The sequence below is a fragment of the Streptomyces javensis genome, assembly GCF_039525925.1.
In the GTDB taxonomy this organism is placed as follows: domain Bacteria; phylum Actinomycetota; class Actinomycetes; order Streptomycetales; family Streptomycetaceae; genus Streptomyces; species Streptomyces asiaticus.
Genome location: NZ_BAAAIF010000010.1, coordinates 45,131 through 69,348, shown reverse-complemented (window position 1 = coordinate 69,348; position 24,218 = coordinate 45,131). Strand labels below are relative to the sequence as shown.

Here is a 24,218-nt window from a genome sequence, read left to right as displayed (position 1 = left end):
GTCCGGCAGGCGGCGGATGGCCATGTCGGACCCCGGCCGTAGAATTCGGGCGTGGCAGGCAGGATCAACGATGACGACGTGAAGGCGGTACGGGCAGCGGTCCCGATCGACGCCGTCGTAGCCGAATACCTCCAGCTGCGGAACGCGGGGGGTGGCAACCTCAAGGGCCTGTGCCCCTTCCATGACGAGAAGACCCCGTCCTTCCAGGTCAGCCCCAGCAAGGGGCTCTACTACTGCTTCGGCTGCCAGGAGGGCGGCGACACGGTCGACTTCATCATGAAGATCGACCACCTCTCCTTCGCCGAGACCATCGAGCGGCTGGCCTCCCAGTCCGGGATCACCCTGCGCTACGAGGAGGGGGGCTACACCCCCGGCCGCCAGCAGGGCGAGCGCACCCGGCTGGTCGAGGCCCACAAGGCCGCCGCGCAGTTCTACGTGGAGCAGCTGGACCGCCCCGAGGCGGAGATCGGCCGCACCTTCCTGGCCCAGCGCGGCTTCGACCAGGCCGCGGCGCAGCACTTCGGCGTCGGCTACAGCCCGGCCGGCTGGGACCACCTCGTCCGCTTCCTGCGCGGCCGTGGCTTCACCGACAAGGAGCTGATCGTCTCCGGGCTCGCCCAGGAGGGCCGCCGCGGTCCGATCGACCGCTTCCGGGGCCGGCTGATGTGGCCGATCCGGGACATCTCCGGTGAGGTCGTCGGCTTCGGCGCCCGGAAGCTCCGCGACGACGACAACGGCCCGAAGTACCTCAACACGCCCGAAACCCCGCTCTACCGCAAGTCCCAGGTCCTCTACGGCATCGACCTCGCGAAGAAGGACATCGCCAAGTCCAGCCGGGCCGTGGTGGTCGAGGGCTACACGGACGTCATGGCCTGCCATCTCGCGGGGGTCACCACCGCCATCGCCACCTGCGGCACCTCCTTCGGCGGCGACCACATCAAGATCCTCCGACGGCTGCTGATGGACAACTCGGGCGCGGAGGTGGTCTTCACCTTCGACGGCGACGCGGCCGGACAGAAGGCGGCCCTGCGCGCCTTCGAGGACGATCAGCGGTTCGCCGCCGAGACCTCCATCGCGATCACGCCCGACGGGATGGACCCGTGTGAACTCCGGCTGGCCCGTGGCGACGAGGCCGTGGCGGACCTGGTCGAGAGCCGCACCCCGCTGTTCGCGTTCGCGCTGAAGTCGATCGTCTCCCGCTACAACCTGGACACCGAGGAGGGCCGTATCGCCGCGGTCGACGAGGCGGTGCCGGTCGTCGCGGCGATCAAGAACCCCGGGCTGCGGGACCGCTATGCGATCCGGCTGATCGGGATGGTCGGCATCGCCACCCAGGCGGAGGAGCAGTCGATCATCCGCCGGGTGCGCGGGCTGGCCCGCAGCAGGCAGAACGGCGGCCCGGGCGGCCCGGAGCACGGGGGCCGCGGCGATCAGCGCGGCGACGGCGGCCCGGGCGCGGCCCGGTACGGCGGCCGGGGCGACCAGCGCGGCGGGGGCCCCGGCGGTCCTGGCGGGCCCGGCGGCCCGAACGGGGGCCCCGGCGCCGCGGGTGCGCCGCCGGTCCCGCGCGGACCGGCGCTGAATCTGCGCAGCCCGGCGCATCGCGTCGAGCGCGAGCTGCTCAAGCTGGCTCTGCAACACCCCCATCTGGTCTCCCCGGCCTTCGACGCCTACGGCATCGACGAGTTCACCGCCCCGCCGTACGCGGCGGTGCGCCGCGCCATCGAGGACGCGGGCGGCGCGGCCGCCGCGGACGACGACTATCTCGCCCGGGTCCGGGAAGCGGCGCCCGACGACACGGTCCGGGCGATGGTCACCGAGCTCGCCGTCGAGCCGCCGCACACCCGCCGCGACCCGGACGAGGTGTACGCGGGCGTGCAGCTGGTGGCCGTCCGGCTGGCCGCGGTGAACCACCGCGTGACCGAGGTGCGGGGCACCCTCCAGCGCCTGGGGCAGCACGCCGACCCCGCCCACCTCGCCGCCGTGCAGAACGAGCTGTGGGTGTTGCAGCAGTACGGCCAGTCCCTCCGGGACCGGGGCGCGGCGGCGCTGTAGAACGAGCGGGCGCTCAGCGAGGCGGCGGCGGCCGGGGGCGGCGGGGGCCGACGAGGGTCCGGCGGATGGGTTCCGGCCAGCGCGTTCGTGGTCCGGCGGGCGGGCCGGAGGGCTCGCCGTAGTCGCCGGGTAGTCGCACGGTCACGGGCCGCTGAGCAAAAAGTGCCCGCACGCCCCTCGTGGCGGGCCTGTGTCGTACTCCACACTGGGATGCGGTGCCTGAGTCCTCGGAGCGCGGCGGTCTTGGCCGGGTAGGGCCGGAATCCCCCGCAGAGTCGCTCAAGATGTACGGGACGGACGGCGGCGCGGCCGCCGTGCCGTACCCGATCGTTCTGCCCCCTCAGCAGCGATCACCCTGGAGGTCGCCCCCGTGCAGACCCAGACCCTCACCGACGCGGCCATCGCGGCGCACCCCCTGTCCCCCCACTCACCCCGCGCCACAGCCGTAGCGCCGGCCATGCCCGAGGACTCGGCGGACCTCGCCCCGGAAGGCGTACCGGATACCGGCCGGGACGCCGCACCGGACCCCATGGCCGAGCTCGCCCCCGGCGCCGCCCCGGCCCCCGCGCCCGACGGCGCCGCCCCCGAAGCGGAGCCCGCCGCCGAGCCCGTTGAGGCCGTCGAGTCCGTGGAGCCCGTCGAGTCCGTGGAGCCCGCCGAGCCCGCCGAGCCCGTCGAACCGATCGAGGCCGTGGAGCCCGTCGAACCGATCGAGCCGCCCGCCCGCGCCGACACCAGCGGTCCCTCCGCCGACCTCTTCCGCCAGTACCTCCGCGAGATCGGGCGGATTCCGCTGCTCTCCGCGGTCGAGGAGGTCGAGCTGGCCCGCCGGGTCGAGGCGGGCCTCTTCGCCGAGGAGAAGCTCGGCAACACCCCCGACCTCGACACCCAACTCGCCCTGGACCTGGACCGGTTGGTGGTTCTGGGCCGGATGGCCAAGCGGCGGCTGATCGAGGCCAACCTCCGCCTCGTGGTCTCCGTCGCCAAGCGCTATGTCGGCCGCGGCCTGACCATGCTCGACCTGGTCCAGGAGGGCAACCTCGGCCTGATCCGCGCGGTCGAGAAGTTCGACTACGCCCGGGGCTACAAGTTCTCGACGTACGCCACCTGGTGGATCCGCCAGGCCATGTCCCGCGCCCTGGCCGACCAGGCCCGGACGATCCGGGTCCCGGTGCATGTCGTCGAGCTGATCAACCGGGTGGTCCGGGTCCAGCGCCGGATGCTCCAGGAGCGCGGCTACGAACCCACTCCCGAGGAGGTAGCCGCCCATCTCGACCTGCTCCCGGAGCGGGTGAGCGAGGTGCTGCGGCTGGCCCAGGAGCCGGTGTCGCTCCACGCGCCGGTGGGCGAGGAGGACGATGTCGCCCTCGGCGACCTCATCGAGGACGGCGACGCGGCCTCACCCGTGGAGTCCGCGGCCTTCCTGCTGCTCCGCGAGCATCTGGAGGCCGTGCTGTCGACGCTTGGCGAGCGCGAACGCAAGGTGGTGCAGCTGCGGTACGGACTGGCCGACGGCCGCCCCCGCACGCTGGAGGAGATCGGCCGGATCTTCGGGGTGACGCGGGAGCGGATCCGCCAGATCGAGTCGAAGACGCTCAACAAGCTCCGCGACCACGCCTTCGCCGATCAGCTGCGGGGCTATCTGGACTGAGCGCTCCGCCGGAGGTGTCGCGATGCGTCGTCGGCCGACCGCGGCGCCGTCGTGGCTGGTCGCCCGCGCGGCGGAGCCGCATAGCGACCCAGCCGCGGCGGAGCCGCACATCGACACGGCCCCGCGCCCCTTCGGGGCGCTGCCAGGCCGGACCGAGACCCGCCCGGCCGGAATCCCACGGCCTCACATGGCCCCGTACTCACCGGCCCCGTACTCACCGGCCCCGTACCCACCGGCCCCGTACCCGTCGGCCGTCCCCTGGCCCGCGGTCTCCGGGGGGCCCGCCTCGACGCCCCCGGACCCAAGAGCCTCCGGCTCAAAGGCCCCGGGGTGGATCTGCTCCCGCACCGCCACGTACTGCTGCCGCACCGACTGCCCCACCGGCAGGTCCTCGCCCGGCTCGAAGACCTGGCTCGCCGCGGCCGGCCAGCGCGGCGGCTCATGCGGCGAGTGGGTGCCGTGCGAGACGCCCAGCGCCCAGGCGGCCTGCCGGGCCGCGCCCAGCGCGGCGTAGTCGGCGGGCTGGACCACCACGACCTGCGCGCCCAGCACCGCGGGCGCGATCGCGCGGACGGCCTGGAGATCGGCCGCGGGCCCGAGCAGGAAGACGCGCCGCACCTGGACGCCGCGCCCGCGCAGCACGTCCAGCGCGTCCGCGAGCCCGCACAGCATCCCCTCGAACGCGGCCCGCGCCAGATGCTCGGGCTTCATCGACTCGCGCCGCAGCCCGGTCAGCGTCCCGGCCGTATGCGGCAGATGCGGGGTCCGCTCGCCCTCCAGATACGGCAGCAGCACCAGCCCGTACGAACCCGGGGTGGACTTCATCGCGAGCTCGGAGAGCCCCTCGAGATCCGTGCCGAGCAATTCCGCCGTACCGCGTAGCGCCCGTACCGCGTTGAGCGTATGGACCACCGGTAGATGCATGCCGGTGGCGTCTGCGTACGACAGGATCGTGCCGGTCGGATCGGCCAGCGCCTCATGGTGGACGGAGAAGACCGAGCCGGAGGCGCCCAGGGAGATCACCGCGTCGCCGACCCCGACGCCGAGTCCGAAGGCGGCGGCCATGGTCTCGCCGGTACCGGCGGAGATCAGCAGCCCCTCGGGGGTGTGCCCGGCGGCCTCGGCCGGGCCGATGACCTCCGGCAGCCGCACCTGGTGACCGAGGGCCAGCTGGACCAGGTCGGGGCGCCAGGAACCGTTCGCCGCCGACCAGTAGCCGCTGCTGGAGGCCGTACCGCGGTCGGTCGTACGCCGCACGGGCCGCCCCAGCAGCTGCCACACCAGCCAGTCGTGCGGCTGCATCAGCTCGGCCACGCGGTGCGCCGCGTCCGGCTCGTTCCGCGTCAGCCAGCGCAGCTTGGCCACCGGCTGCGCGGCGGTCGGCACCGCGCCGACCGCCTGGGCCCAGGCCGTGCGGCCGCCGAGCGCCTCGGTGAGGTCGGCGGCCGCCGACTGGGCGCGCTTGTCGTTGCCCACCAGCGCGGGGCGCACCAGCACCCCGCCCGCGTCCAGCGCCAGCAGCCCGTGCTGCTGCGCCGAGACGCCGATGGCCTGGACCCCTTCGAGCAGTCCGCCCTCGGCGGCCTCGCCGAGGGACATCAGCCACGCCTGCGGGTCCACATCGCCGCTGCCGCCGACCGGGTGCGGGGCGTACCCCTGTTTGATCACGGCACCCGTATCGGTGTCACAGACGACGATTCGTGTGCTCTCGGACGAACTGTCCAACCCGGCGACTATCCCCATGGATCAGATCATGCCACCGCCGGGTCTAGGTGTTGCTGGTGCCCCAGTCGTCCTCGCCCACCGCGCGGGGGTCGCGCTGCCCGATCTTCTCGCGCAGCGGCCGGACCTTGTCCAGCGCCCGCACGGCGGCATGCCGGCCCCCTTGCGCGGCCGATTCGGCGGTATTGCGGACGGCCGGGTTCCGTGCGAACTTCTGCGCGCACGCGCGCAACTGCTCGTATCGCTGGCGGCCGGCTCGCGTGCCCAGTACGTAACCCACAGCCATCCCGGTGATGAACGTCAGCCGGTAGCGCATCGACCTGCCCTTCTCGCTGTCCTTCACAACTGGACCCCGGGGTCGTGCCGCACGTCTACCCGCCCGTGCCGCAGATCACCCACGATCATCCAGAAGATCATCCCTGGAACGGCGGAGGTTCGCCCGGGGGCGGACGCGGCGAACCGATTGGCGGAGCACCCCCCTGCTTGCGCTAATGTATGTGTCGCAGCGAGCGCACGCCGTCCGGGAGACCAGGGCGGGGCCACGGTCGCGGCACGCGGAGCAATCCCCTGTAGCTCAATTGGCAGAGCAGCCGGCTGTTAACCGGCAGGTTACTGGTTCGAGTCCAGTCGGGGGAGCTCGGTCCCCTGTAGCTCAATTGGCAGAGCATTCGGCTGTTAACCGGAGGGTTACTGGTTCGAGTCCAGTCGGGGGAGCAGTGAGGAGGGCCCCTTGCGGGGTCCTTTTTCATTTCCGGCCCCCTCCGGACGTGATCTACGTCATGATCGCAGCCAGGGGGCCTCTCCGCGTCGGCCCTTCGAAGCAGCAGATCGTATGAGCGGCTATGCTGCGGCAGACGGCGCGCGCAGATGTGTACGACGCGCCGTTACGGGGCGGTAGCTCAGCCGGTTAGAGCAGCGGACTCATAATCCGTCGGCCGTGGGTTCGAGTCCCACCCGCCCCACCAGGGCACTACGCGGGCAGACCCATCCTGACCTGCGCAGACATAGGAACGGGAGTCGCCGCGCCGACGCGGGGGCTCCCGTTCATCCGTTCAGACGAAGATCCAGGGGACACACAGGGGACACGGAGCCGGTTCAGTGGACGGAGGGCCGTCCCCTTGCCTTCCGACGCCCGTTCGGAGCTCGGCGGGCGGTCGGGGACGCCCCCGGCGGCGTCCCCATCAGCGGCGTCCAGCCGTCCAGGACGCCCCCAGCCATCCAGGACGCCCCCACCCGCTTGGGTGGGGGCTTGGCCATTCGCCGACCACTGGTTCAGCCGGTCGGTCACCGGATCAGAAGTAGACGACCCAGAGCTCCCATCCGCGGAGGGTCCTGGTGCAGCTCCACGACGACCACCGTCCGTGGATGTCTCCGGTGACTCCCGCGTTCTCGCACGCCGCCTGGCTCGAGTACGTGCTGTAGTACTTCGCGTGCCCCGGTGCCCACGTGGTGCTGGCGGCGCGGGTCGCGGCCGATGTGGACGGGGCGGCTGGTGCTGCCTGGGCGGGCGCGGCCATCGCGGTCAGGGCGAGTGTGCCGCCGAGGACGGCAGTCACGAGGGCGCTACGTAAACGCATGTGCGGGCTCCTTGTCAGAGGTAGAAGGTGAGGTGAGGCATGGCAGAACTCGCCGCCGCGTCGGCGCGGCGGCTCGATGGCGCGTGTTCAGCTCGCGGAGCAGGCGGCCCGAGGGCCCTGGGCTCGAGTGACGTCGCTGATCACGACTCGGTGGTCTTCGTTGACCGTTCGCAGGATGCGATTCCGGGAGTTCACGCCTCGGTGCAGGATTCCTGCCGTCCCGCGAGGCGGGTGGTGAACGCCGTGGAGGGGCGGGTTTCCCACGGGCCTTCGTCGACCGTGTACCTCTGCTCGATTCCTGAAGGAGAACCAGTTGCGGCCGGAACCTCTTGATGTGGTCGACGATGTCGTCCGGTGTGCTGAGCTTTTGCCGTTGGAGTTCCAGGACATGACCCGGTTCGGGATCACGGTCGCGGGTAGGTCGATGGCGGGCTTGGCCTGCGCGGTCGGCTCGTCAGCGGGCTCGGCGTGCGCGGGCGTGGTCAATGCCGCGATCGTCAGTGATGCTGCTACCCCGGCCTTCGCGGTGAGCTTGGCCGCGCCGCGGGCTGTTCTGCTCATCGGTTCCCCCCGTTGTGGACTCCTGGATGCGGCCGCGTCATCCGCCGACGGGCCACCCTTTGGGTCCTTGGCTTTGGCGTAGCGGCCCTGCTGCCCGACTCCGGCGGGCCGCCGCAGCAACACCATGCGTGGTCGACGTTGCTCAATACCTTGCGCAAACCTTGAACTGCCTGGTGACGCTGCTGTTGGTCACAGCGGTAGGCATCAGTGAGCCCCCACCCAGGGGGTGGGGGCTCACTTCCGGCTCGGCTTGACTCCGGCGCGTCCTCCCCGCCGTCGCGGGGGCCCAGACGTCCTTCGCCCAGTGCCCCCGGCCGGCACGACGGCGGCCCCAGGGAAGTCAGCGCGGGGACGCTTCAGCACTCGGCTTCTTCCGGAGTGATCAACTCTCGCTGGGGCGGTCCGTGCGACGCGGGCGAGGAGGGTGCGCAACTGCTCGGCGTCCTGGTCCCCGAGGTCGGTGAGGAGGCGGGCCTCGGCGGCAGCGAGGCTGCGGCGCACCTGCTTGAGCCGGGTGCGTCCGGTGCCGGTGAGCAGGACCTGGCGTGCGCGGCGGTCGCGCGGGTCGGGCCTGCGCACGCCCGGGCCGCAGGCGGTCAGCGCCAGCGCCGCACTTGCCGCGGCCGCCATGAGCCCGGCCGGCCGCCTCCCGCGTCCCCCCAGCCACACCATCGCCACATCCTCACACGGCTCAACTCCTTTGCGGAAAGCGCGAAGCGCGGCCAGAGTGAACGGATGTGTAAGGACATCGACGCCGTGCCGACCGTGGCCGGGCGCTTCGGATCGGGGCGGGGGCGGGGACGCGATGAGTGACGCACCGCTGGCGGGTGCCCTGCGGCTGCCGGACGGCTCATGGGTCCGGGGGCGCGGTCTGCGGCATCCGCGGCCGGAGGGGCCGCTGCCCGGGTTCGGGCTGTATCTGGGGTCCACCCGGTTGCGCGAGCGGCATGACGGGGAGCTGGAGTGGGAGCGCGCCTGGGTCGAGTGGCCCGACTTTCTGCTGCCCCGCGACCGCGACCTGGCCGTACGGCAGATCCGCGCACTGCACCAGCGGGCCCGGGCGGGCACGCCCGTGGAGGTCGCCTGCGGGGGCGGCGTCGGCCGGACCGGGACCGTCATCGCCTGCCTGGCCGTCCTGGCGGGCGTGGCCCCGGCCGACGCCGTGGCCTGGACGCGCACCCACCATCACCCCCGGGCCGTCGAGACGCCTTGGCAACGGCGTTGGGTGGCCCGCTTTCCGGCCGGCTGATGTGGAGACGCCTCCGGCCGGCTGACGTGGAGACGCCTCCGGCCGGAACGACGACGCGTCACGGACTTCTCTCAAGGCCCGTGTTCTTTCCGTCACTTGTGGTTCCGGGCGCGCTACGGTGAGGAACCGCATGCATGTCTGGAGGGGAGGCGCATGGTGGACGATGTGGCAGGCCAGGTGGCGGCGGCGATGGTGCAGGCGGCCGGGTCCGACGCGTGGGCGGCGATGCGTGACCGGATCGCCCGGCTGCTGGGCCGTGGCGACGCGGGGCGGGAGCGGGCGGAGCTGGAGCGCCTCGATCGGACGACGTCGGAGCTGGAGGACCCCGAGCTGAGCGAGGAAGAGCGGACACTGTTCCGTCAGACCTGGCAGGTCCGCTTCCGGAGGTTCCTGGAAGGTCTCGACGAAAGTGAGCGCGGGCGGGTGGTCGCCGAACTCCATGCGCTGGTGGAGCCGTACGGCGAACCCGCGCGGCGCGACGGCGGCGGGGTCCGGAACAACACCTTCAGCGGTCCCACCGCCGTTCAGACCGGCACCGGCAACCAGCAGACGAACCACTTCGGGTCAGGGGCATGACCGGGGGCGGACGCACGGGCGGGGTGTCCGGCAACGACTTCCGTGGGCACGGCGGCGCGCAGGGCGGTTCCCACAACACCCAGATCAACTTCTTCGGCGGACCACCGCGAGGCGGTCGGCGGTGGGTGGCGATCGCCGTGGTCGCGCTGTGCGTGCTGGGCCTGGTCGGCGTGGTCGCCTGGGTGGTGACCAGTTCCGGAGACAACGGCTCCGCGGAGTCCTCGGGCCCTTCGCCCAGCAAGTCGCCGAGTCCGGCACCGCCGTCCCGGGCGGCCGAGGGTGCGGAGGCCCCGGCGCCCTCGGCGTCGCTGTCCACACCGACCAGCACCATTCAGTGGCGGGGGAAGGTGCGGATCGCCGAGCACGGACCGAGGCTCGACAAGGTTCCGCCGAAGATCGACGCGGGCTCCGGCGACCTCGATCTGGGCCTGGTCAACCCGCCCCGGCTCACCGCTTGGCAGCCGGACCTCGCCATCTGGCCGGAGCGGGGAATGCCCACCAGGCAGGAGTGCTCCGAGCTCGTGTCCGCCCAGGGTGTCCGGCAGGTCGAGGCCAAGGTCGGAGCGGTGGTGTGTGTGAACACGATGGAAGACCGTACGGCCGTCCTCACCATCACCTCGATCAGCGACAGCTTCACCACCGGCGTCACGGCCGAGGCGACCGTGTGGTCCGAGTCCGACGGGTAGGTGGTACCCGCGAGGACGGAAGAACCGGGACCGCCGCGGCGGGCCCCGGTCTCCCGTTCGGTTCCATGGTCCGTTCAGCCCTTCACCGCGCCGGACAGCATCCCGGAGATGAAGTGCCGCTGGAGGAAGACATACGAGGCGACGACCGGCAGGGCGACGATGATGGACGCGGCCGCCAGCACGGAGTACTGGGTGGTGTGCTCGCTCTGGAAGAAGGCCAGGCCGAGCGGGGCGGTGCGCTTGCTCTCGTCGGTGATCATGACCAGCGGGAGCAGGAACTCGTTCCAGGTCCACATGAACACCAGCATCGCCATCGTCAGCAGCGCCGGACGGCTGGTGGGCACCAGGATCCGCCACAGCAGCCGCCAGTCGGACGCCCCGTCCAGGCGCGCCGCCTCGATGACGCTGACCGGCACCGAGCGGAAGAAGTTGCGCATCCAGAAGACGCCGAAGGCGAGGGACTGGGCGGTCTGCGGGAGGATCAGCGACCAGTAGGAGTCGGTGAGTCCGGTGTCGCGCAGGTTGAAGTAGAGCGGGATGACGAACGCCTCGGGCGGCACCATCAGCCCGATGAGGGTGACGTAGAAGAGGACCGATCGGCCGGGGTAGTCGAAGTGCGCGAAGGAGAAGCCCGCCAGGATGGCCAGGACGGCCGTCAGGAGCACCACCGAGACCGCGACCAGCAGACTGGAGGTCAGATAGGTGGCGAAGTGGCCCTGGCGCCAGGCGGTGGAGAAGTTGCCGAGGTCCAGGTGGTGGGGCCAGGTGAAGGAGGGCCCGGACTCCGCGGCGGGGGTCAGCGCGGACGACACCACGCCGATCAGCGGCAGCAGGGCCAGCGCGGCGAAGAGGGTGAGGATGACGTAGTTGAGCGCCCGTTCGCGGCCTGAGATCACGTCTCGTCCTCCTGTGGCTGGACCTTGGTGATCAGGAAGGTGAGAAGGAGGATCACCACGGTCAGGGTGACGGCGATGGCGCAGGCCGAACCGACCTGGCCGGTGCCGAAGGCCCGGTTGTAGACCTCGTAGGCGGGCAGGCTGGTGGCGTTGCCCGGGCCGCCGTGGGTGGCGACGTACACCAGGTCGAAGGTGCGCAGCGCGGCGATCACGGTGAGGGTGAGCGCGACGGTGATCTGCCCGCGCAGCCCGGGCAGGGTGACGGCGAGGAACTCCCGCACCGGGCCCGCCCCGTCCAGCTTCGCCGCCTCGTACAGCTCCGCCGGGATCTGCCCGATGCCGGCGATGAACAGCACCAGGCACAGGCCGATCTCCAGCCAGGTGCCGATGAGTCCGACGGCGGGCAGGGCGGTGGAGAAGTCGCCGAGCCAGGGGCGGGCGACCGCTTCGAGACCGATGGCGCGCAGCGCGGTGTTGAGCACGCCGTCGGGAGCGTAGATCGCCGTCCAGGCGGTGGCGGTCACGACCATGGCGACCACCTGCGGCAGGAAGATCATCGCGCGGAAGACGGAGACGCCGCGCAGCCGGCCGGCCCGCGTGGTGACCGCGGCGAGCACCAGGGCGAGGGCGATCGGGATGACGGAGAAGAACAGGATCAGGACGAAGGAGTGGAGGAAGCCCGCGCGGAGCCGCGGGTCGCGGGCGATCTCGGTGTAGTTGTCGAACCCCGCCCAGGTGGAGACGGAGATCCCGTCCCAGTGGAAGAGGGAGATCTGGACCAGCTGGCCGAGCGGGACCAGCAGGAAGACCGTGAGGACGATCAGGGCGGGAAGGGCGTAGAGGTAGCCCTTCCACTGGACGACGCGGCCGCGGCGCCGGACCGGCTCCCGGGTGGGGGCGCCGGCCGGGCGCTTGCGTGCCGTCGGGCGGTGTGCGGTGGCGGCCATGAGGTGGGGGTCTACCTGCTGTTCTGGAAGGAGGAGTAGTCGGACTGGAGCCGGCTGGTGAACGCCTTGGGGGTGAGGTGTCCGGCGGTCAGCTCCTGGACGGCGGCGGTGAGGGTGTCGTAGAAGGTCGGGGTGGTGTAGTCGAGGTAGGGCAGCAGCCCGTCCTTCTCGCTCACGGCCTTCCACCCGGTGAGGATGTCCGCGTCGACGCTGCCGGGCGTCGGCTTGTAGTCGGCCGGGGGAAGGGCCGGCAGGTTCCCGTGGGAGGCGGCGACCTTCATGCCGTTCTTGTTGACGAGGAAGTCGATGTACGCGGCGGCGACGTCCGGGTGCTTGGACTTGGAGGTCACGGACCACGCCAGGCCCTCGCCGCCCTGGGTGAGCGGGGGCTGCCCGGTGGCGGGGCTGAGCGCGGTGAAGCCGACGTTCTCCTTCATCTTCGGGGCGAGGACGGCCGACTGCCAGGTGCCCTCGACGAGGAACGGGGACTTGCCCTGGGCGAACGAGGCGACGGCCTGGTCCTTGCTCTTGCCGTTGAATCCGGAGCCCAGATACCCCTTGTCGGCCCAGCGGCGCAGCGTGGTCGCGGCCTTGAGGGTGCCGGAGTCCGTCCACTTGGCGTCGCCCTCGTCGAAGACGAGCTTGCGGACCTCCGGCTTGCCGGCGGCGAGGGCCTGGACGACGCCGAAGACATGGATACCGGGGCTCTTGTCGGCGTCGCCGTACGAAAGGGGTTGCAGACCCGAAGCCTTGGCCTTGGCCAGGGCGGTCTCGAAGCCGCCCAGCGTGCTGGGCGGGGGCAGGCCGAGCGACTTCAGCTTGGCCTTGTTGTAGTAGACGCCGATGATCTCGCCGGTCTGCGAGACGCCGTACAGATTGCCGGTCTCCCAGGTCTTGCCGTCGTGGGAGAAGCGGTTGAGGTCGAGCAGCTGGGACGGGAAGGCGGTGTCCCAGCCGTAGGCCTTGGCGTAGCGGTCCACCGGCTGGAGCAGCTGGGCCTTCACGAAGGCGCCCATGTCGGGGTAGCCCTGGTTCGCCTGGACGACGTCGGGCGGGTTGGCGGAGGACAGCGCGAGCTTCAGCGTGGTCTTGAGGTCGGCGAAGGACCGGGAGACGCGCTTGATGGTGACGTTCGGGTACTTCGCCATGAACGCCTTGTTGAGCGCCTCGGTCGAGGCGTTGGCGCCCGGGTCGGTGTTCTGGTCCCACACGGTGAGGGTGACCTTGCCGGCCTTGGCGGGGTCGGTGGCGACCGGGCCGGAGGTCTTGGCGCTGGTGGCCGATCCGCCGCTCGGGCCGGGGGAGCAGGCCGCGACACCGGTCAGGACACCGGTGGCGAGCGCCGCCGCGGCGATGAGGCGCCGACGGGGGCGTCGTGGGGTTCTCTCGGCCATGGGGCGGTCCTCCTGGTGCTGGGGGTGCGGTTGGTGCCTGGGGTGCGGTTGGTGCCCGGGGTACGGCCGCCCGGGGCCGGGGCGGCGGCTGTTGGATGTAGCGGGTGGCGGTCGTCCGGCTCGGGCCGGGGCGCGGGAGCTAGGGCTTGATCGCACGGATGCGGACGAGGTCCGCGGCCGGGATCCCGGGGGTGCGTTCGAGGAAGGCGTCGATCGCCTCCCACCGCGGTGCGCTGTTCGCGCCGCCCAGGCTCTGTACCGACAGGGCGGCGCACAGCCCGGCGAAGCGGAGCCGGGTGGCGAGGGGCCAGTCGTGGTTCAGGCCGGTGATCAGTCCAGCGGTGAACACATCACCGGCGCCGGTGGGGTCGACGGCCGGCACCCGGGGGACGGCGACCCGGACCAGCTCGCCCGTGGCGCCGTCCACCGCGACCGCGCCGCTCCCGCCATCGGTCACGACGACGTCGGGCACATGGTCGGCGAGGACCTTCACGGCCTCCTCGACCGTGTCGGTGCGGGTGTAGCTCGTCGCCTCGACGGCGTTGCAGACGAATACGTCGACCTCGGCGAGCCGGGTGAGCAGCTCCCGTGACCACTGGCCGGTGGGGTCCCAGCCGACGCCGCCCACCACACGGGTGCCGCGGGCGCGGAATTCGGCCGCCCAGCCGGGCAGCGGCCGTCCGATCCCGAGGTGCAGAAAGCGGACGGCGGGCAGCTCGCCCTCCCACACCTCGGGGCGCAGGGCCCCCTTCTCCTCGTAGGTGAGGAAGGCGCGGTCGTGTTCCTGGGTCACCGCGACCGTGACCGGGGTGTGCACGGCGGGATCGCGGCGCAGCCAGGTCGGGTCCAGGTTCTGCTCGGCCGCGAGCCGGGCGGCGAGGTGCTCGCCGAAGAGGTCGGTGCCGAGCACCCCCAGGATCCCGGTCCGCAGTCCGAGGCGGGCGGTGGCGACGGCGCGGTTGGCGGTTCCCCCGGGGGAGACGGCGAACCGGTCGGCGTACACCTCGGTTCCCGGAGTGGGCAGATGGGGGATGCCGCCGAAGACGAGGTCGCAGAAGACCTCGCCGGCGAAGAGCACGTCGAGCACGGGGACCGCCTCTTTCCGGTGCGACCACGATGAAGTGCTCAACTATGAGCATCGCCCCTACGGAATGACAAGAGTCGATCAGCAACGAGAATGTCTCTTGTCGTCATGACTGACTTCAGTCATGTGGTGCTAGGGTCAATGCGTGACTTCACGCAAACGACATGCGAAGATCGTCGAGTCACTCCGGTCGACCGGAGTGGCCTCGGTACGCGAGCTCGCCGAGAACCTCCAGGTCAGCGAGTCCACGATTCGCCGGGACCTGACCCTCCTCGACCGCAACGGCGAGCTGCTCCGCACCTACGGCGGAGCGGCCCTGTCGCCGCACGGGGTCGCGGAGGCCGCCGGTGCGGAGGTCGAGCGCGAGACCCCGTTCGACCAGGTCGTCTCGCGTGACGAGGCGCTGAAGAGCGCGATCGCCGAGGAGGCCGTGAAGCTGGTCGAGGACGACAGCGTGATCGTCCTCGATATCGGAACCACCCCGCTGGCCATCGCTCGACGACTGCGGGGCCGCCCGGTCACCGTCATCACCAGCAGCCTGCCGGTGCTCGACGTACTCCGCGACGACGAGGCCGTACGGCTGGTGATGCTCGGCGGGGTGCTGCGCCGCAACTACCAGTCCCTGGTCGGCTCGCTCACCGAGCAGGCACTCCGCCAGATCAGCGCCGACCTGCTCTTCCTGAGCTGCACCGGGGTGCGGCCCAACGGCCATGTGGTGGACAACATGGCTGTCGAGGCCCCCCTGAAACAGGCCATGATCGAGACCGCCGGAAAGGTCGTCCTGGTCGCCGTCGAGACCAAGTTCCCCGGCACCGGATCGCTGCGCGTGTGCTCGCTCTCCGATCTCGACGTTCTGATCACCACCAGTGGTGCCGACCCCAACACGCTCCAGCTCTGCCGCGAGGCGGACGGAAAGGTGATACTCGCATGAAGTTGACCGTCCTCGGCGGCGGCGGGTTCCGCGTGCCCTACGTCTACCAGGCCCTGCTGCACGACCAGGGCTCCCCCCGCATCGACGATGTGTGGCTCTACGACACCGACCCGGCCCGGCTCAAGGCCATGGCCGAAGTGCTCGCCCAGTTCGCCGAAGGCCATGCCGAAGCGCCCAGGGTGACGGTCAGCACATCGCTCGACGACGCCCTGGAGGGCAGCGACTTCGTGTTCGCCGCCATCCGCGTGGGCGGGCTGACGGGACGGATGTGCGACGAGCGGGTCGGCCTCGACCTCGACGTCCTCGGCCAGGAGACCACCGGCCCGGGCGGTCTGGCCTATGGGCTGCGCACCATCCCCGTCATGCTCGACATCGCGCACCGGGTACGGCGGCTGGCCCCGCACGCCTACGTCATCAACTTCACCAACCCGGCGGGCATGATCACCGAGGCGATGCAGAGCGTCCTCGGCGATCGGGTCCTCGGCATCTGCGACACACCGTCGGGTCTGGGCCGCCGCATCGCCACGACCCTCGGCCTCGACCCGTCCCGGGCCCAGTTCGACTACGTCGGGCTCAACCACCTCGGCTGGATGCGCCGTGTTCTGCACGACGGCGAGGACATCCTGCCCCGGCTGCTCGCCGACGAGCAGCGCCTCGGCGACCTGGAGGAGGGCGTGGTCTTCGGGCGCGAGTGGCTGCGCGACCTCGGCGTGATCCCCAACGAGTATCTGTACTACTACTACTTCAACCGGGAGGCCGTACGGTCCATCCTCGACGCTCCGCAGACCCGCGGTGAGTTCCTCGCCCGCCAGCAGCGGGAGTTCTACCAGCGGGTGACGGAGGCCGCCGCGGGCTCGGCCGTGTCGCTGTGGCGGAAGACCATCGCCGACCGCAGCGCCAACTACATGGCCGAGGCCAAGGGCGCCGTCCAGGGGGAGGCCCGACCGGACGAGGACTTCCGGCCGGACCCCGCGCACCAGGGGTATGCCGGGGTCGCCCTCGCGGTGATGGCCGCGATCAGCCGCAATGAGCGCGCCACGATGATCCTCAACGTGCGCAACGGGACCACCGTCTCCGGCCTCCCGCACGACGCCGTCGTCGAGGTGCCGGTGACCGTTGACGCGAACGGCGTCCACCCGCTCACCATCACCCAGCCCGACCTCCACCAGACCGGTCTGATGCAGCAGGTCAAGGCGGTCGAGCGGCTCACCATCAGCGCCGCTGTCACCGGCTCCCGGACCGATGCCGCCAAGGCGTTCGCCCTGCACCCGCTGGTCGACTCGGTGGCCGTCGGCCGCAAGCTGCTCGACGGTTATATCGACCGCATCCCCGAAGTGGCCGAGGTCTTCGGCGGCCGGACGTCCTAGCGGCGAGCGGGCCCGGCGGCCGGCCGCCCCGGCCGCCGGGCGTCGCGGGTTCACCCGTGGGAGACGGTCAGCCCGTAGAAGCCGACGCGTGCTCCGTTCGTCGTGCTGCTCGAGGACGACTGGTTGTACGAGCCCGCCTTGAAGTACTGCTTGTACGGGAAGAAGGACGACGGGATGTCGTAGTGCGTCGTGCTGCCGTTGACCGTCAGGTCGATGGTGTCGCCGCCGGAGACGCCGATCGTGTAGTTCCATGTCTTGCCGACCGACACATGGCCCACGTTGTGCAGCGTCTGGCCGCCGTCGGGGGAGTTCTCGGTGCCGAGGACGATGTCGCCGTTGGCGCGGTAGTACAGCTCCACCAGCGGTTTCGTGGAGGAGCCGCCCGAGCCGAGGTGGATCTGGCCGACGCAGACGTTCTTCGTCACGGACACCACGCGCAGCGTCGCCCGAAGCTTGTGCGAGCCGCCGAGCGACCAGTCCGCGGCGCCGCCGTTGCGGTTCATCTCGCGCAGCTCGGAGCGGGCGTAGTTGGAGTTCGGGGTGGTGACGCCCTTTTCGGGCGCCCAGAACGTCATCGCCCCGTCGCGCTTGTCGGTGTAGAAGTAGTCGTCCTGGAATCCGCTCGCCCCCTGGAGCCGGGACGAGGGGATGGTGGTCGGCTTGCCGGGGGAGCCGACCGGCTCCTGGAGTTGCCACACCGAGAGGTCGAAGTTGCCGCCCGGCGCCTTCGACGGGTCGGCGAACGCGGCCGTGGGGGAGGCGGCCGTGGGGGAAGCGGCCGTGGGCGAGGCGCCGGCGGGGCCCGCGAGGGCCAGGCCACCGACGGCGGTGGTCACGGTCGCCAGCGCGGTGAGCAGCGTACGGATGCGCATGGGAATTGCCTTCCCGTGGGGGGTTGGTATGGACCGCGGTCCATGTATATGAAGTTGGTGTTTCGTTGTGAACGCCGAGATGTGACGAGACGGTAGAGTCGTGGTGTGTCCGCGTCAATCCTCCGGGCGAGTTCGGTGGATGGGGTGGGGGCGGGGTGCGATGCGGTGCCGGGCTTTCGCTCCGGCTCGCGAAAACCATGTGTCACCCGGCCGCGCCGTGCGCTATGTTCCGCGTGGCGGTTCCACCCACTGCCATCCCACTGCCATGCCACTGTCATCAAAGGACTGAAGCCCATGGACTCGGCGTCCCCCAGCGGCCGCCGTCGGCACTGAGCGATCGGTGCCAACCACCCGTCTCCTCACGGCGGCCCCACGTATCCGTACACCGCTTCCTTCCGCGGCGCCCTTCGTCGCGTTGATCCGTGAGGTCACTTCACCATGGGCACTGACGTCCAGAGTTTTGCCGTAGCCAACCTCCGCCGCCGCCCCGTGCTTGTCGAGGCCGGGGGCTTTGTGGCGGGGTTCGACCCCGGCACCACCAGCCCGTACATCAACTACGCCACCCCGCTTCCCGGTGCCCGGCCCACCGCCCGGGACGTCCTGGAGCTGATCGAGGCGTTCCGGGTACGTGAACTCAAGCCCCGGCTCGAGTTCGCGCCGGACGCCGCGCCCGAGGTGGAACCCGCGCTGCGGGAGGCGGGGTTCGGCGTGGAGGCCACGCAGGCGTATCTGGTGTGTACCCCGGAACGGCTCGCCGTGCCGCGGGGCAGGGCGGCCGTTCCGGTGGCGGTTCCGGCCGCGGACGAGGACTACCGGGCGATCGACGCCGCGCTGTCCGAGGCGTTCGCCAGTGAGTTCGCCGCCTCCGAGGAGGGCGCGGCCCGGCTGCGCCGCGTCCAGGAGGACGGCGGCGCGGTCCGGTTCGTCCGGGCACCCGACGGGGGCTGCGCCGGTGGGGCCATCTGCTCGGCTCCCGCCGTGGGCACCGCCGAACTGGCGGGCGTGGGCACCCGGCCCGCCTTCCGCGGCCGGGGCATCGCCGCGGCGGTCACCGCCGCGCTGACCGAGACGATGTTCGCCCGAGGAGCCCGGTCGGTCTGGCTGGAGTACTCGGGCGAGGGCTCGCGCCGGGTCTACGAGCGGGTGGGTTTTGAGCCGCGTGGGACTCGGCTGTACATGAGTCTGGAGGGCTGAGGCAGGGGGTTTCCCCGCCCCGCCCCTTCCCGCCACCAGGGGCCCCGCCCCTGGGTCCCGGGGCCGGGGGCGGGGCTCTGCCACGTGCGGAGTCCCGCACCCGGCGGGCCCCGTACGTGGCGGAGTCCCGTACGCGGTGGTGCCCCGCTCGTAGCGGAGGCCCGCACGTGGCGGAGCCCCGCATCCGGCGGAGCCGTGCGCGGGGCGGAGCCGCATATCGTCAGGTGTCGGGAAAGGGCGGGTAGGGGAGTGGCCGGGGGCTGGGGCGGAGCCCCGGTTTCGGGAAGGGGCGGGGAGGGGAACAGCCCGCCGCAGGCGTCAAGCCCCGTCGGCAACGCCTACCGCGGGGCCGCCGCCTCCAACTCGTCCACGCTGCCGGACATGACCGTGCGGATATGGCCGGTGAGATGCTCGATCGGCCAGTCCCACCAGGCCAGCGCCAACAGCCGGGCGACATCCTCGTCGCCGTAACGGCGGCGGATGAGCCTGGCCGGATTGCCGCCGACGATCCCGTAGTCGGGAACGTCGTCCACCACCACGGACCCGGAGGCGATGACCGCGCCGTGCCCGATACGCACGCCGGGCATCACCATCGACCGGTATCCGAACCAGACGTCATGGCCCACCACGGTGTCGCCCCGGCCCGGCAGGCCCGTGATCAGGTCGAAGTGGTCGGCCCACGAGCCGCCCATGATGGGGAAAGGGAACGTGGACGGGCCGTCCATGCGGTGGTTGGCGCCGTTCATGATGAACCGCACCCCTTCGCCCAGCGCGCAGAACTTCCCGATGACCAGCCGCTCCGGCCCGTAGTGGTACAGCACATTGCGGGTCTCGAAGGCGGTGGGCTCATCCGGGTCGTCGTAGTACGAGAACTCCCCGATCTCGATCAGCGGCGAGGTGATCAGCGGCTTGAGCAGCACCACCCGTGGCTGCTCGGGCATCGGGTGCAGCACGGTCGGGTCGGCGGGTATGGCCGGCATCGCGCATCGCCCTTTCTCGTCGGGGGTCAGTCGGGGTCAGGGGTCGGGGGCAGGGGTCGGGGGCAGGGGGCAGGGCAGAGGTCAGACGTCATGATCGCAAGCTCGGCCCCCGCTGTCGCGTGTATTTGGCGGGGGCGGCCGCGAGGCAACCCGAGCGCGCTCCTTGGAGTCCTTGAGCGGTGAAGCCCTCGTTCGTATCCGTGTTCGTACCTCTGCGCCAGCTGTCCGCCGTCCGCCGTCCGCCGTCCGTGTCCGTCCGTGTCCGCTCGTTCCGCCTTGCGAGGTGTCGCCGTGCGTTCGTCCGTTCCCGTCGCCGCCGTGGCCGTGTCCGTGCTGCTGCTCGCCGGGTGCAGCGAGGGCGGCCACGAGGGGCGGAGGCCGGTGGACGGGGCCACCAAGGGGGCCGCAGGTGCCTCGCTCGGGGACTTCAACGGCGACGGTTACGACGACTTCGCCACCGCCATCCGCCCCACCAGCGCCTCCCGGGGACCGCTGCCCGCCCGGCTCGCGGTGGTCTACGGCGGGGCGCACGGTCTCGACCCGCGGCACCGCCTCGTGGTGGACGGCGCCGAGGACGACTACGTGGGACCCCTACTGCGCACCGATCTCGACCGGGACGGATTCACCGACCTGGTGACGGCCCGCTTCCGGTACGGCGGTTCGCCGCGGGCCGAGCGGACGGGGGAGACGGTGGTGCTGCGCGGCGGCCCCCGAGGGCTGGCTGCGCCGCGCCCGCTCGGCGGCGGCGCGACCGGATACCTGGCGCTGGCCGTGGGGGACTTCGACGGGGACGGCGCGGCCGACCTGCTGACCTCGGCGGCGGACGGCCAGGGCGATGCCCAGGGCGACGGCCGGGGCGACGGCCGGGGCGACGGCCACGGTGACGGCCGGGGCGACGGCCGGGGCGACGGCCACGGTGACGGCCGGGGCGACGGCCGGGGCGACGGCCACGGTGACGGCCGGGGCATCGTACGCGTGCTGTACGGGCCGTTCGGCGCCAAGGCCCACCCCGCCCGTACCGCCCCGCTCCCCAGCGGCCCCACCGACCGGCCCCGCCGCGGCGCACCCGCCACCGCCACCGCCGGGGACTTCAACGGCGACCACCGCACCGATGTCGTGCTGACCTACCGCTACGGCATCGGCCAGGCGGACCAGTCGGACCAGTCGGACCCCGGAGACACCGCCCCCCTCGACACCCCCGTCGCCCACTACCGCGGCGGACCCAAGGGCCTGGTGCGGGACCGGCGGCCCGAGGCGCGCCTGGCCCACGCCCTCGGCACGGAGGACGGCCCGCGCGAGCCCGCGGCCGGGGACGCCGACCACGACGGGGTCGATGATCTGCTCGCGCCCGGCCAGGGCACCCTCGGCCCCGGCCGCCACCGCGGCTCCGGGCGGCTGACCGTCGTCCACGGGGCCAAGTCCGGTCTGGGCCGGGGGCGTGCGGATCTCACCGTCGACCAGTCCGGCCCGGGCATGCCCGGCGACGCCCGGCGCGGCGACGGCTTCGGCGGCTCCCCGGCCGTCGGCGACATCACCGGCGACGGCCGACCCGACCTCGTCGTGGCCACCCCGGAGAAGCACAACGGCAACGGCCGACTCACCGTGCTGCCCGGCTCACGGCACGGGCGCGGCGGCGAGTACGCCCCCGACCCGGCCAAGAGCCCGCAGAGCCCGCGGAACCCGCAGAGCCCGCAGAGCCCGCAGAGCCCGCAGAACCCGCAGAGCCCGCAGAGCCCGCGGAACCCGCATCGGGGGCACGGCCGGGTCCAGTCCCTGGACCTGGACACCCCGGGCGTGCCCGGTCGGCACACCCCCTACGGCTTCGACGCCTTCGCCCCGCAGCCCCCGCTCCTCGACGTCGACGCGGACGGACACGACGACGTGATCGCCGCCGCGCCCGGCTACGGCCACGGCAGGACGGGCGGCTTCTGGGTCTTCCGGGGGACCGGCCATGGGCTCTCCACCCGGGACGTACGCCACTTCACCCCCGCCGACCTGGGCATACGTTTCCGGACGGGGTAGCCCCTCGAGGCGGTGCCGGCCCGCCCGACCCGCCACCGGCCCGGAATAACGGCGGGCGGTGGCCGGGTTACCGTGCATGAGGCATCTGCCGACGTACGGAAGCGGGTAACGCAGGCATGAGCACTAGCACCGTCGAGCTCACCAAGGACAACTTCGACGAGATCGTGTCCGGGAGCGAATTCGTACTGATTGATTTCTGGGCCTCCTGGTGCGGGCCGTGCCGGATGTTCGCGCCCATCTACGAGAAGGCCGCCGGGCGCCACCAGGATCTGCTGTTCGCCAAGGTGGACACCGAGGCCCAGCCCGAGCTGGCCGCCGCCTTCGACATCCAGTCCATCCCCACGCTGATGATCGTGCGGGAGAACATCGCGGTCTTCGCCCAGCCCGGTGCCCTCCCCGAGCCGGCCCTGGAGGACCTCATCGGCCAGGCCCGCGACCTGGACATGGACACGGTGCGCGCCTCCATAGCCGCCGCGGCGAACGAGAAGCACGCCATCGACGAGGAGAAGGAGCAGGGCGTCGCGGGCGAGGAGAAGGCGTCCGGCGACCGTGGCTGAGCTGCTGCTGGTCCGGCACGGCGAAACCGAGTGGAGCCGGTCGCACCGGCACACCAGCCGGACCGATCTGCCCCTGACCCCGCGCGGTGAGGAGCAGGCGCGCGCCCTGCGCGGGCCGCTCGCCGCGCGGAAGATCGGGCTGATCCTGGTCAGCCCGATGGACCGGGCCGTGCGGACCGCGCGGCTCGCCGGGCTCGAGGACCTGACCATCGAGCCCGACCTGCGCGAATGGGACTACGGCGGCTACGAGGGCATCACCACCGACGAGATCCACCGCACCCGCCCGGACTGGAACCTGTGGACCGACGGCGCGCCACCGGCCGGACCCGACCACCCCGGGGAGTCGCCCGAGCGGATCGGGGCCCGGGTGGACCGGGTGCTCGCCCGGATCGCCCCCGAGCTGGCGGTGGCGGACGGCGCCGATGTGGTGCTGGTGGCACATGCCCATGTCCTACGGGTGCTCACCGCCCGGCGGCTGGGCCTGCCCCCGTCCGCCGGCGCCCTCTTCCGGCTGGACACCGCGACCGTCAGTCGACTGGGAAGTGAGCATGGTCGCCCGGCCATGGTCGCCTGGAACGTAGGCTCGGAGGCGATCTCCGGACAGGGCGCGACCGCGAGCGGTGGCGCCCCGGCCGGGTGATCGTCTCCGACCGTATACGCATACCGCACGTCCGACAGGAAGCAGGGAACAGCGAGCATGGCTACGACGCGTACCGCGCACACCGTCTGGCAGGGCAATCTGGCCGAGGGCAAGGGGACCGTCACCTTCGACTCCTCCGGCATCGGCGAGCAGCCGGTCTCCTGGCCGTCCCGCGCCGAGCAGGCCAACGGCAAGACCAGCCCCGAGGAGCTGATCGCGGCGGCCCACTCCAGCTGCTTCTCGATGGCGCTCTCGCACGGCCTCACCCAGGCGGGCAACCCGCCCACCCAGCTGACCACCCAGGCCGAGGTCACCTTCCAGCCCGGCACCGGGATCACCGGTATCCACCTCACCGTCGAGGGCACGGTGGAGGGCCTGGACGAGGCCGCGTTCATCGAGGCGGCCGAGGGTGCCAAGAAGAACTGCCCGGTGAGCCAGGCGCTCGCCGGTACGGAGATCACGCTGTCGGCGAAGCTGGCCTGACGTCCTCCATACGCTGGAGCAGTCCCCAGGTGAACTCCGCCACATAGTGGCGGAGTTCACCGTCCTCCGCCTCCGGCGCGTCGAAGGCGAGCCGCCAGCGGGTGGGCGCCGAGCCCTCCATGGGCCGCGCGGGCGCGAAGGCGCGCGCCACCTCGTCCACCGTGCAGGACCAGGGCAGCAGATCGGCGGCCGTACGCAGCCGGGGCCCGGGCGCGCCCGGAGCGCGCACCAGCCACTCGTTCCACACCGCCCCGTTCGGCGCGGTGAGCACCTCGAACCGCAGATCCGGCCACAGCGGTACGGACCAGCTCAGCGCCTCGCAGGTCAGATCGCCGATCCGGCGGGTGGCGGTGGACTCGGGCGGGCCCAGCACGGAGCGGTAGCGGGCCACCGCCGAGCGCCGCCGCGGCGAGCGCTGCATGGCCTGCCAGCGGCGGTTGGCCTCGCGCATCACCGCACGTCCGAAGCCCAGCTCGCGCAGCGCGTCCTCGACCAGCCCCGGCTGATGGTCGGCCATCCGGCGCAGCAGTACGAGGACGAAGGGGAAGGGGGTCGGGAACGAGTCGGGCTGAGCGAATGAGCCGGGCGCGGAATCCATGGCTCCTATCGTGGCGTACGGGCTCGCGGTGCCGTGGGGTACGGGCTCGCGGTGCCGTAGGGTACGGGCTCGCCATGCCGGTGGGGTACGGGCTCGCCGTTCGGCATGGCGTACGGGGGCGTCCCCGTACGGTGGGGCAAGCGCTTCCCATCACAACGCATCGTGCCTTGGCGGGA

22 protein-coding genes and 3 tRNA genes are annotated in these 24,218 nt (G+C 71.9%); 15 read left to right on the top strand and 10 right to left on the bottom strand.

Features of this window, described 5'->3' with window-relative positions:
* The first annotated feature begins 51 nt into the window (after window positions 1-51).
* A complete protein-coding gene (gene dnaG, locus ABD329_RS12160; protein WP_344316332.1) occupies window positions 52-2,055 on the top strand; it encodes a DNA primase in 2,004 nt (667 codons plus the stop codon).
* Window positions 2,056-2,425: 370 nt separating this feature from the next.
* Window positions 2,426-3,706, top strand: coding sequence for an RNA polymerase sigma factor (locus ABD329_RS12155; RefSeq protein WP_344316331.1), 1,281 nt, complete (start codon window positions 2,426-2,428; stop codon window positions 3,704-3,706).
* A 183-nt stretch (window positions 3,707-3,889) separates the two neighbouring features.
* On the opposite strand, the gene ABD329_RS12150 is transcribed toward ABD329_RS12155, so the two are convergent.
* Together ABD329_RS12150 and ABD329_RS12145 are read right to left on the bottom strand one after the other, a co-directional pair.
* The gene (locus ABD329_RS12150) at window positions 3,890-5,449 is read right to left on the bottom strand and encodes an FGGY family carbohydrate kinase (RefSeq protein ID WP_198278075.1); all 1,560 of its coding nucleotides are present in this window, start codon (window positions 5,447-5,449) and stop codon (window positions 3,890-3,892) included.
* 25 nt (window positions 5,450-5,474) lie between these two features.
* Window positions 5,475-5,744 (bottom strand): hypothetical protein, encoded by a 270-nt coding sequence (locus ABD329_RS12145; RefSeq protein ID WP_020871515.1) that lies wholly within the window; start codon window positions 5,742-5,744, stop codon window positions 5,475-5,477.
* Between the two features lie 247 nt (window positions 5,745-5,991).
* On the opposite strand from ABD329_RS12145, the gene ABD329_RS12140 reads away from it, so the two are divergent.
* The 3 genes from ABD329_RS12140 (at window position 5,992) to ABD329_RS12130 (ending at window position 6,393) form a co-directional block, all read left to right on the top strand.
* Window positions 5,992-6,064: transfer RNA gene (locus tag ABD329_RS12140), tRNA-Asn, on the top strand.
* A gap of 5 nt (window positions 6,065-6,069) precedes the next feature.
* Window positions 6,070-6,142 (top strand) — tRNA-Asn (locus tag ABD329_RS12135).
* A gap of 174 nt (window positions 6,143-6,316) precedes the next feature.
* Window positions 6,317-6,393, top strand: a tRNA-Ile gene (locus tag ABD329_RS12130).
* A 327-nt stretch (window positions 6,394-6,720) separates the two neighbouring features.
* Here the strand turns inward: ABD329_RS12130 and ABD329_RS12125 are convergent.
* Window positions 6,721-7,005: a hypothetical protein gene (locus ABD329_RS12125; protein ID WP_198278074.1), complete on the bottom strand. Its 285-nt coding sequence runs from the start codon at window positions 7,003-7,005 to the stop codon at window positions 6,721-6,723.
* Between the two features lie 1,366 nt (window positions 7,006-8,371).
* Between ABD329_RS12125 and ABD329_RS12120 the strand changes: the two genes are divergently transcribed.
* The 3 genes from ABD329_RS12120 to ABD329_RS12110 all read left to right on the top strand — a co-directional run bounded on the left by ABD329_RS12120 (window position 8,372) and on the right by ABD329_RS12110 (window position 10,077).
* Window positions 8,372-8,815: a protein-tyrosine phosphatase family protein gene (locus ABD329_RS12120; RefSeq protein ID WP_198278073.1), complete on the top strand. Its 444-nt coding sequence runs from the start codon at window positions 8,372-8,374 to the stop codon at window positions 8,813-8,815.
* Window positions 8,816-8,968: 153 nt separating this feature from the next.
* Window positions 8,969-9,391, top strand: a complete 423-nt coding sequence (locus ABD329_RS12115; protein WP_198278072.1) for a hypothetical protein — start codon at window positions 8,969-8,971, stop codon at window positions 9,389-9,391.
* Window positions 9,388-10,077, top strand: a complete 690-nt coding sequence (locus ABD329_RS12110) for a hypothetical protein (RefSeq protein WP_198278071.1) — start codon at window positions 9,388-9,390, stop codon at window positions 10,075-10,077. The genes ABD329_RS12115 and ABD329_RS12110 overlap by 4 nt, the downstream gene beginning before the upstream one ends.
* A gap of 74 nt (window positions 10,078-10,151) precedes the next feature.
* Here the strand turns inward: ABD329_RS12110 and ABD329_RS12105 are convergent, their stop codons facing one another.
* The 4 genes from ABD329_RS12105 to ABD329_RS12090 form a co-directional block, all read right to left on the bottom strand.
* Entirely contained in the window at window positions 10,152-10,973 is an 822-nt protein-coding gene (locus ABD329_RS12105) for a carbohydrate ABC transporter permease (RefSeq protein ID WP_198278070.1), read from the bottom strand.
* A complete protein-coding gene (locus ABD329_RS12100) occupies window positions 10,970-11,920 on the bottom strand; it encodes a carbohydrate ABC transporter permease (protein WP_198278069.1) in 951 nt (316 codons plus the stop codon). The genes ABD329_RS12105 and ABD329_RS12100 overlap by 4 nt, the downstream gene beginning before the upstream one ends.
* An 11-nt stretch (window positions 11,921-11,931) precedes the next feature.
* On the bottom strand, window positions 11,932-13,314 hold the full coding sequence (locus tag ABD329_RS12095; RefSeq protein ID WP_198278068.1) for an extracellular solute-binding protein: 1,383 nt from the start codon (window positions 13,312-13,314) through the stop codon (window positions 11,932-11,934).
* 139 nt (window positions 13,315-13,453) lie between these two features.
* Window positions 13,454-14,401 carry a PfkB family carbohydrate kinase gene (locus tag ABD329_RS12090; protein ID WP_198278067.1) on the bottom strand — a complete coding sequence of 316 codons (948 nt, stop codon included), beginning with the start codon at window positions 14,399-14,401 and terminating at the stop codon, window positions 13,454-13,456.
* A gap of 142 nt (window positions 14,402-14,543) precedes the next feature.
* Between ABD329_RS12090 and ABD329_RS12085 the strand changes: the two genes are divergently transcribed.
* The gene (locus ABD329_RS12085) at window positions 14,544-15,329 is read left to right on the top strand and encodes a DeoR/GlpR family DNA-binding transcription regulator (RefSeq protein ID WP_198278066.1); all 786 of its coding nucleotides are present in this window, start codon (window positions 14,544-14,546) and stop codon (window positions 15,327-15,329) included.
* Window positions 15,326-16,696 carry a 6-phospho-beta-glucosidase gene (locus ABD329_RS12080; RefSeq protein WP_198278065.1) on the top strand — a complete coding sequence of 457 codons (1,371 nt, stop codon included), beginning with the start codon at window positions 15,326-15,328 and terminating at the stop codon, window positions 16,694-16,696. Before ABD329_RS12085 ends, ABD329_RS12080 begins: the two co-directional genes overlap by 4 nt.
* A 50-nt stretch (window positions 16,697-16,746) precedes the next feature.
* Here the strand turns inward: ABD329_RS12080 and ABD329_RS12075 are convergent, their stop codons facing one another.
* Entirely contained in the window at window positions 16,747-17,568 is an 822-nt protein-coding gene (locus ABD329_RS12075; RefSeq protein ID WP_198278064.1) for a polysaccharide lyase family 7 protein, read from the bottom strand.
* Between the two features lie 438 nt (window positions 17,569-18,006).
* Here ABD329_RS12075 and ABD329_RS12070 point away from each other — a divergent pair, with 438 nt between their 5' ends.
* Window positions 18,007-18,762 carry a GNAT family N-acetyltransferase gene (locus ABD329_RS12070; RefSeq protein WP_198278063.1) on the top strand — a complete coding sequence of 252 codons (756 nt, stop codon included), beginning with the start codon at window positions 18,007-18,009 and terminating at the stop codon, window positions 18,760-18,762.
* A 338-nt stretch (window positions 18,763-19,100) separates the two neighbouring features.
* On the opposite strand, the gene ABD329_RS12065 is transcribed toward ABD329_RS12070, so the two are convergent.
* Window positions 19,101-19,742, bottom strand: coding sequence for a CatB-related O-acetyltransferase (locus ABD329_RS12065; protein WP_344316330.1), 642 nt, complete (start codon window positions 19,740-19,742; stop codon window positions 19,101-19,103).
* Between the two features lie 291 nt (window positions 19,743-20,033).
* On the opposite strand from ABD329_RS12065, the gene ABD329_RS12060 reads away from it, so the two are divergent.
* From ABD329_RS12060 to ABD329_RS12045, 4 genes are all read left to right on the top strand, one after another.
* Window positions 20,034-21,764 carry an FG-GAP and VCBS repeat-containing protein gene (locus ABD329_RS12060; protein WP_344316329.1) on the top strand — a complete coding sequence of 577 codons (1,731 nt, stop codon included), beginning with the start codon at window positions 20,034-20,036 and terminating at the stop codon, window positions 21,762-21,764.
* 116 nt (window positions 21,765-21,880) lie between these two features.
* Window positions 21,881-22,321: a thioredoxin gene (trxA, locus tag ABD329_RS12055; RefSeq protein WP_198280983.1), complete on the top strand. Its 441-nt coding sequence runs from the start codon at window positions 21,881-21,883 to the stop codon at window positions 22,319-22,321.
* Window positions 22,314-22,961, top strand: coding sequence for a histidine phosphatase family protein (locus ABD329_RS12050; protein ID WP_198280984.1), 648 nt, complete (start codon window positions 22,314-22,316; stop codon window positions 22,959-22,961). The genes trxA and ABD329_RS12050 overlap by 8 nt, the downstream gene beginning before the upstream one ends.
* Window positions 22,962-23,018: 57 nt before the next feature.
* A complete protein-coding gene (locus ABD329_RS12045) occupies window positions 23,019-23,444 on the top strand; it encodes an OsmC family protein (protein ID WP_164429010.1) in 426 nt (141 codons plus the stop codon).
* On the opposite strand, the gene ABD329_RS12040 is transcribed toward ABD329_RS12045, so the two are convergent.
* Complete coding sequence (locus tag ABD329_RS12040) at window positions 23,419-24,042, bottom strand: hypothetical protein (protein WP_198280985.1); 624 nt, start codon at window positions 24,040-24,042, stop codon at window positions 23,419-23,421. The two genes, ABD329_RS12045 and ABD329_RS12040, sit on opposite strands and share 26 nt — an antisense overlap.
* Window positions 24,043-24,218 lie beyond the last annotated feature (176 nt).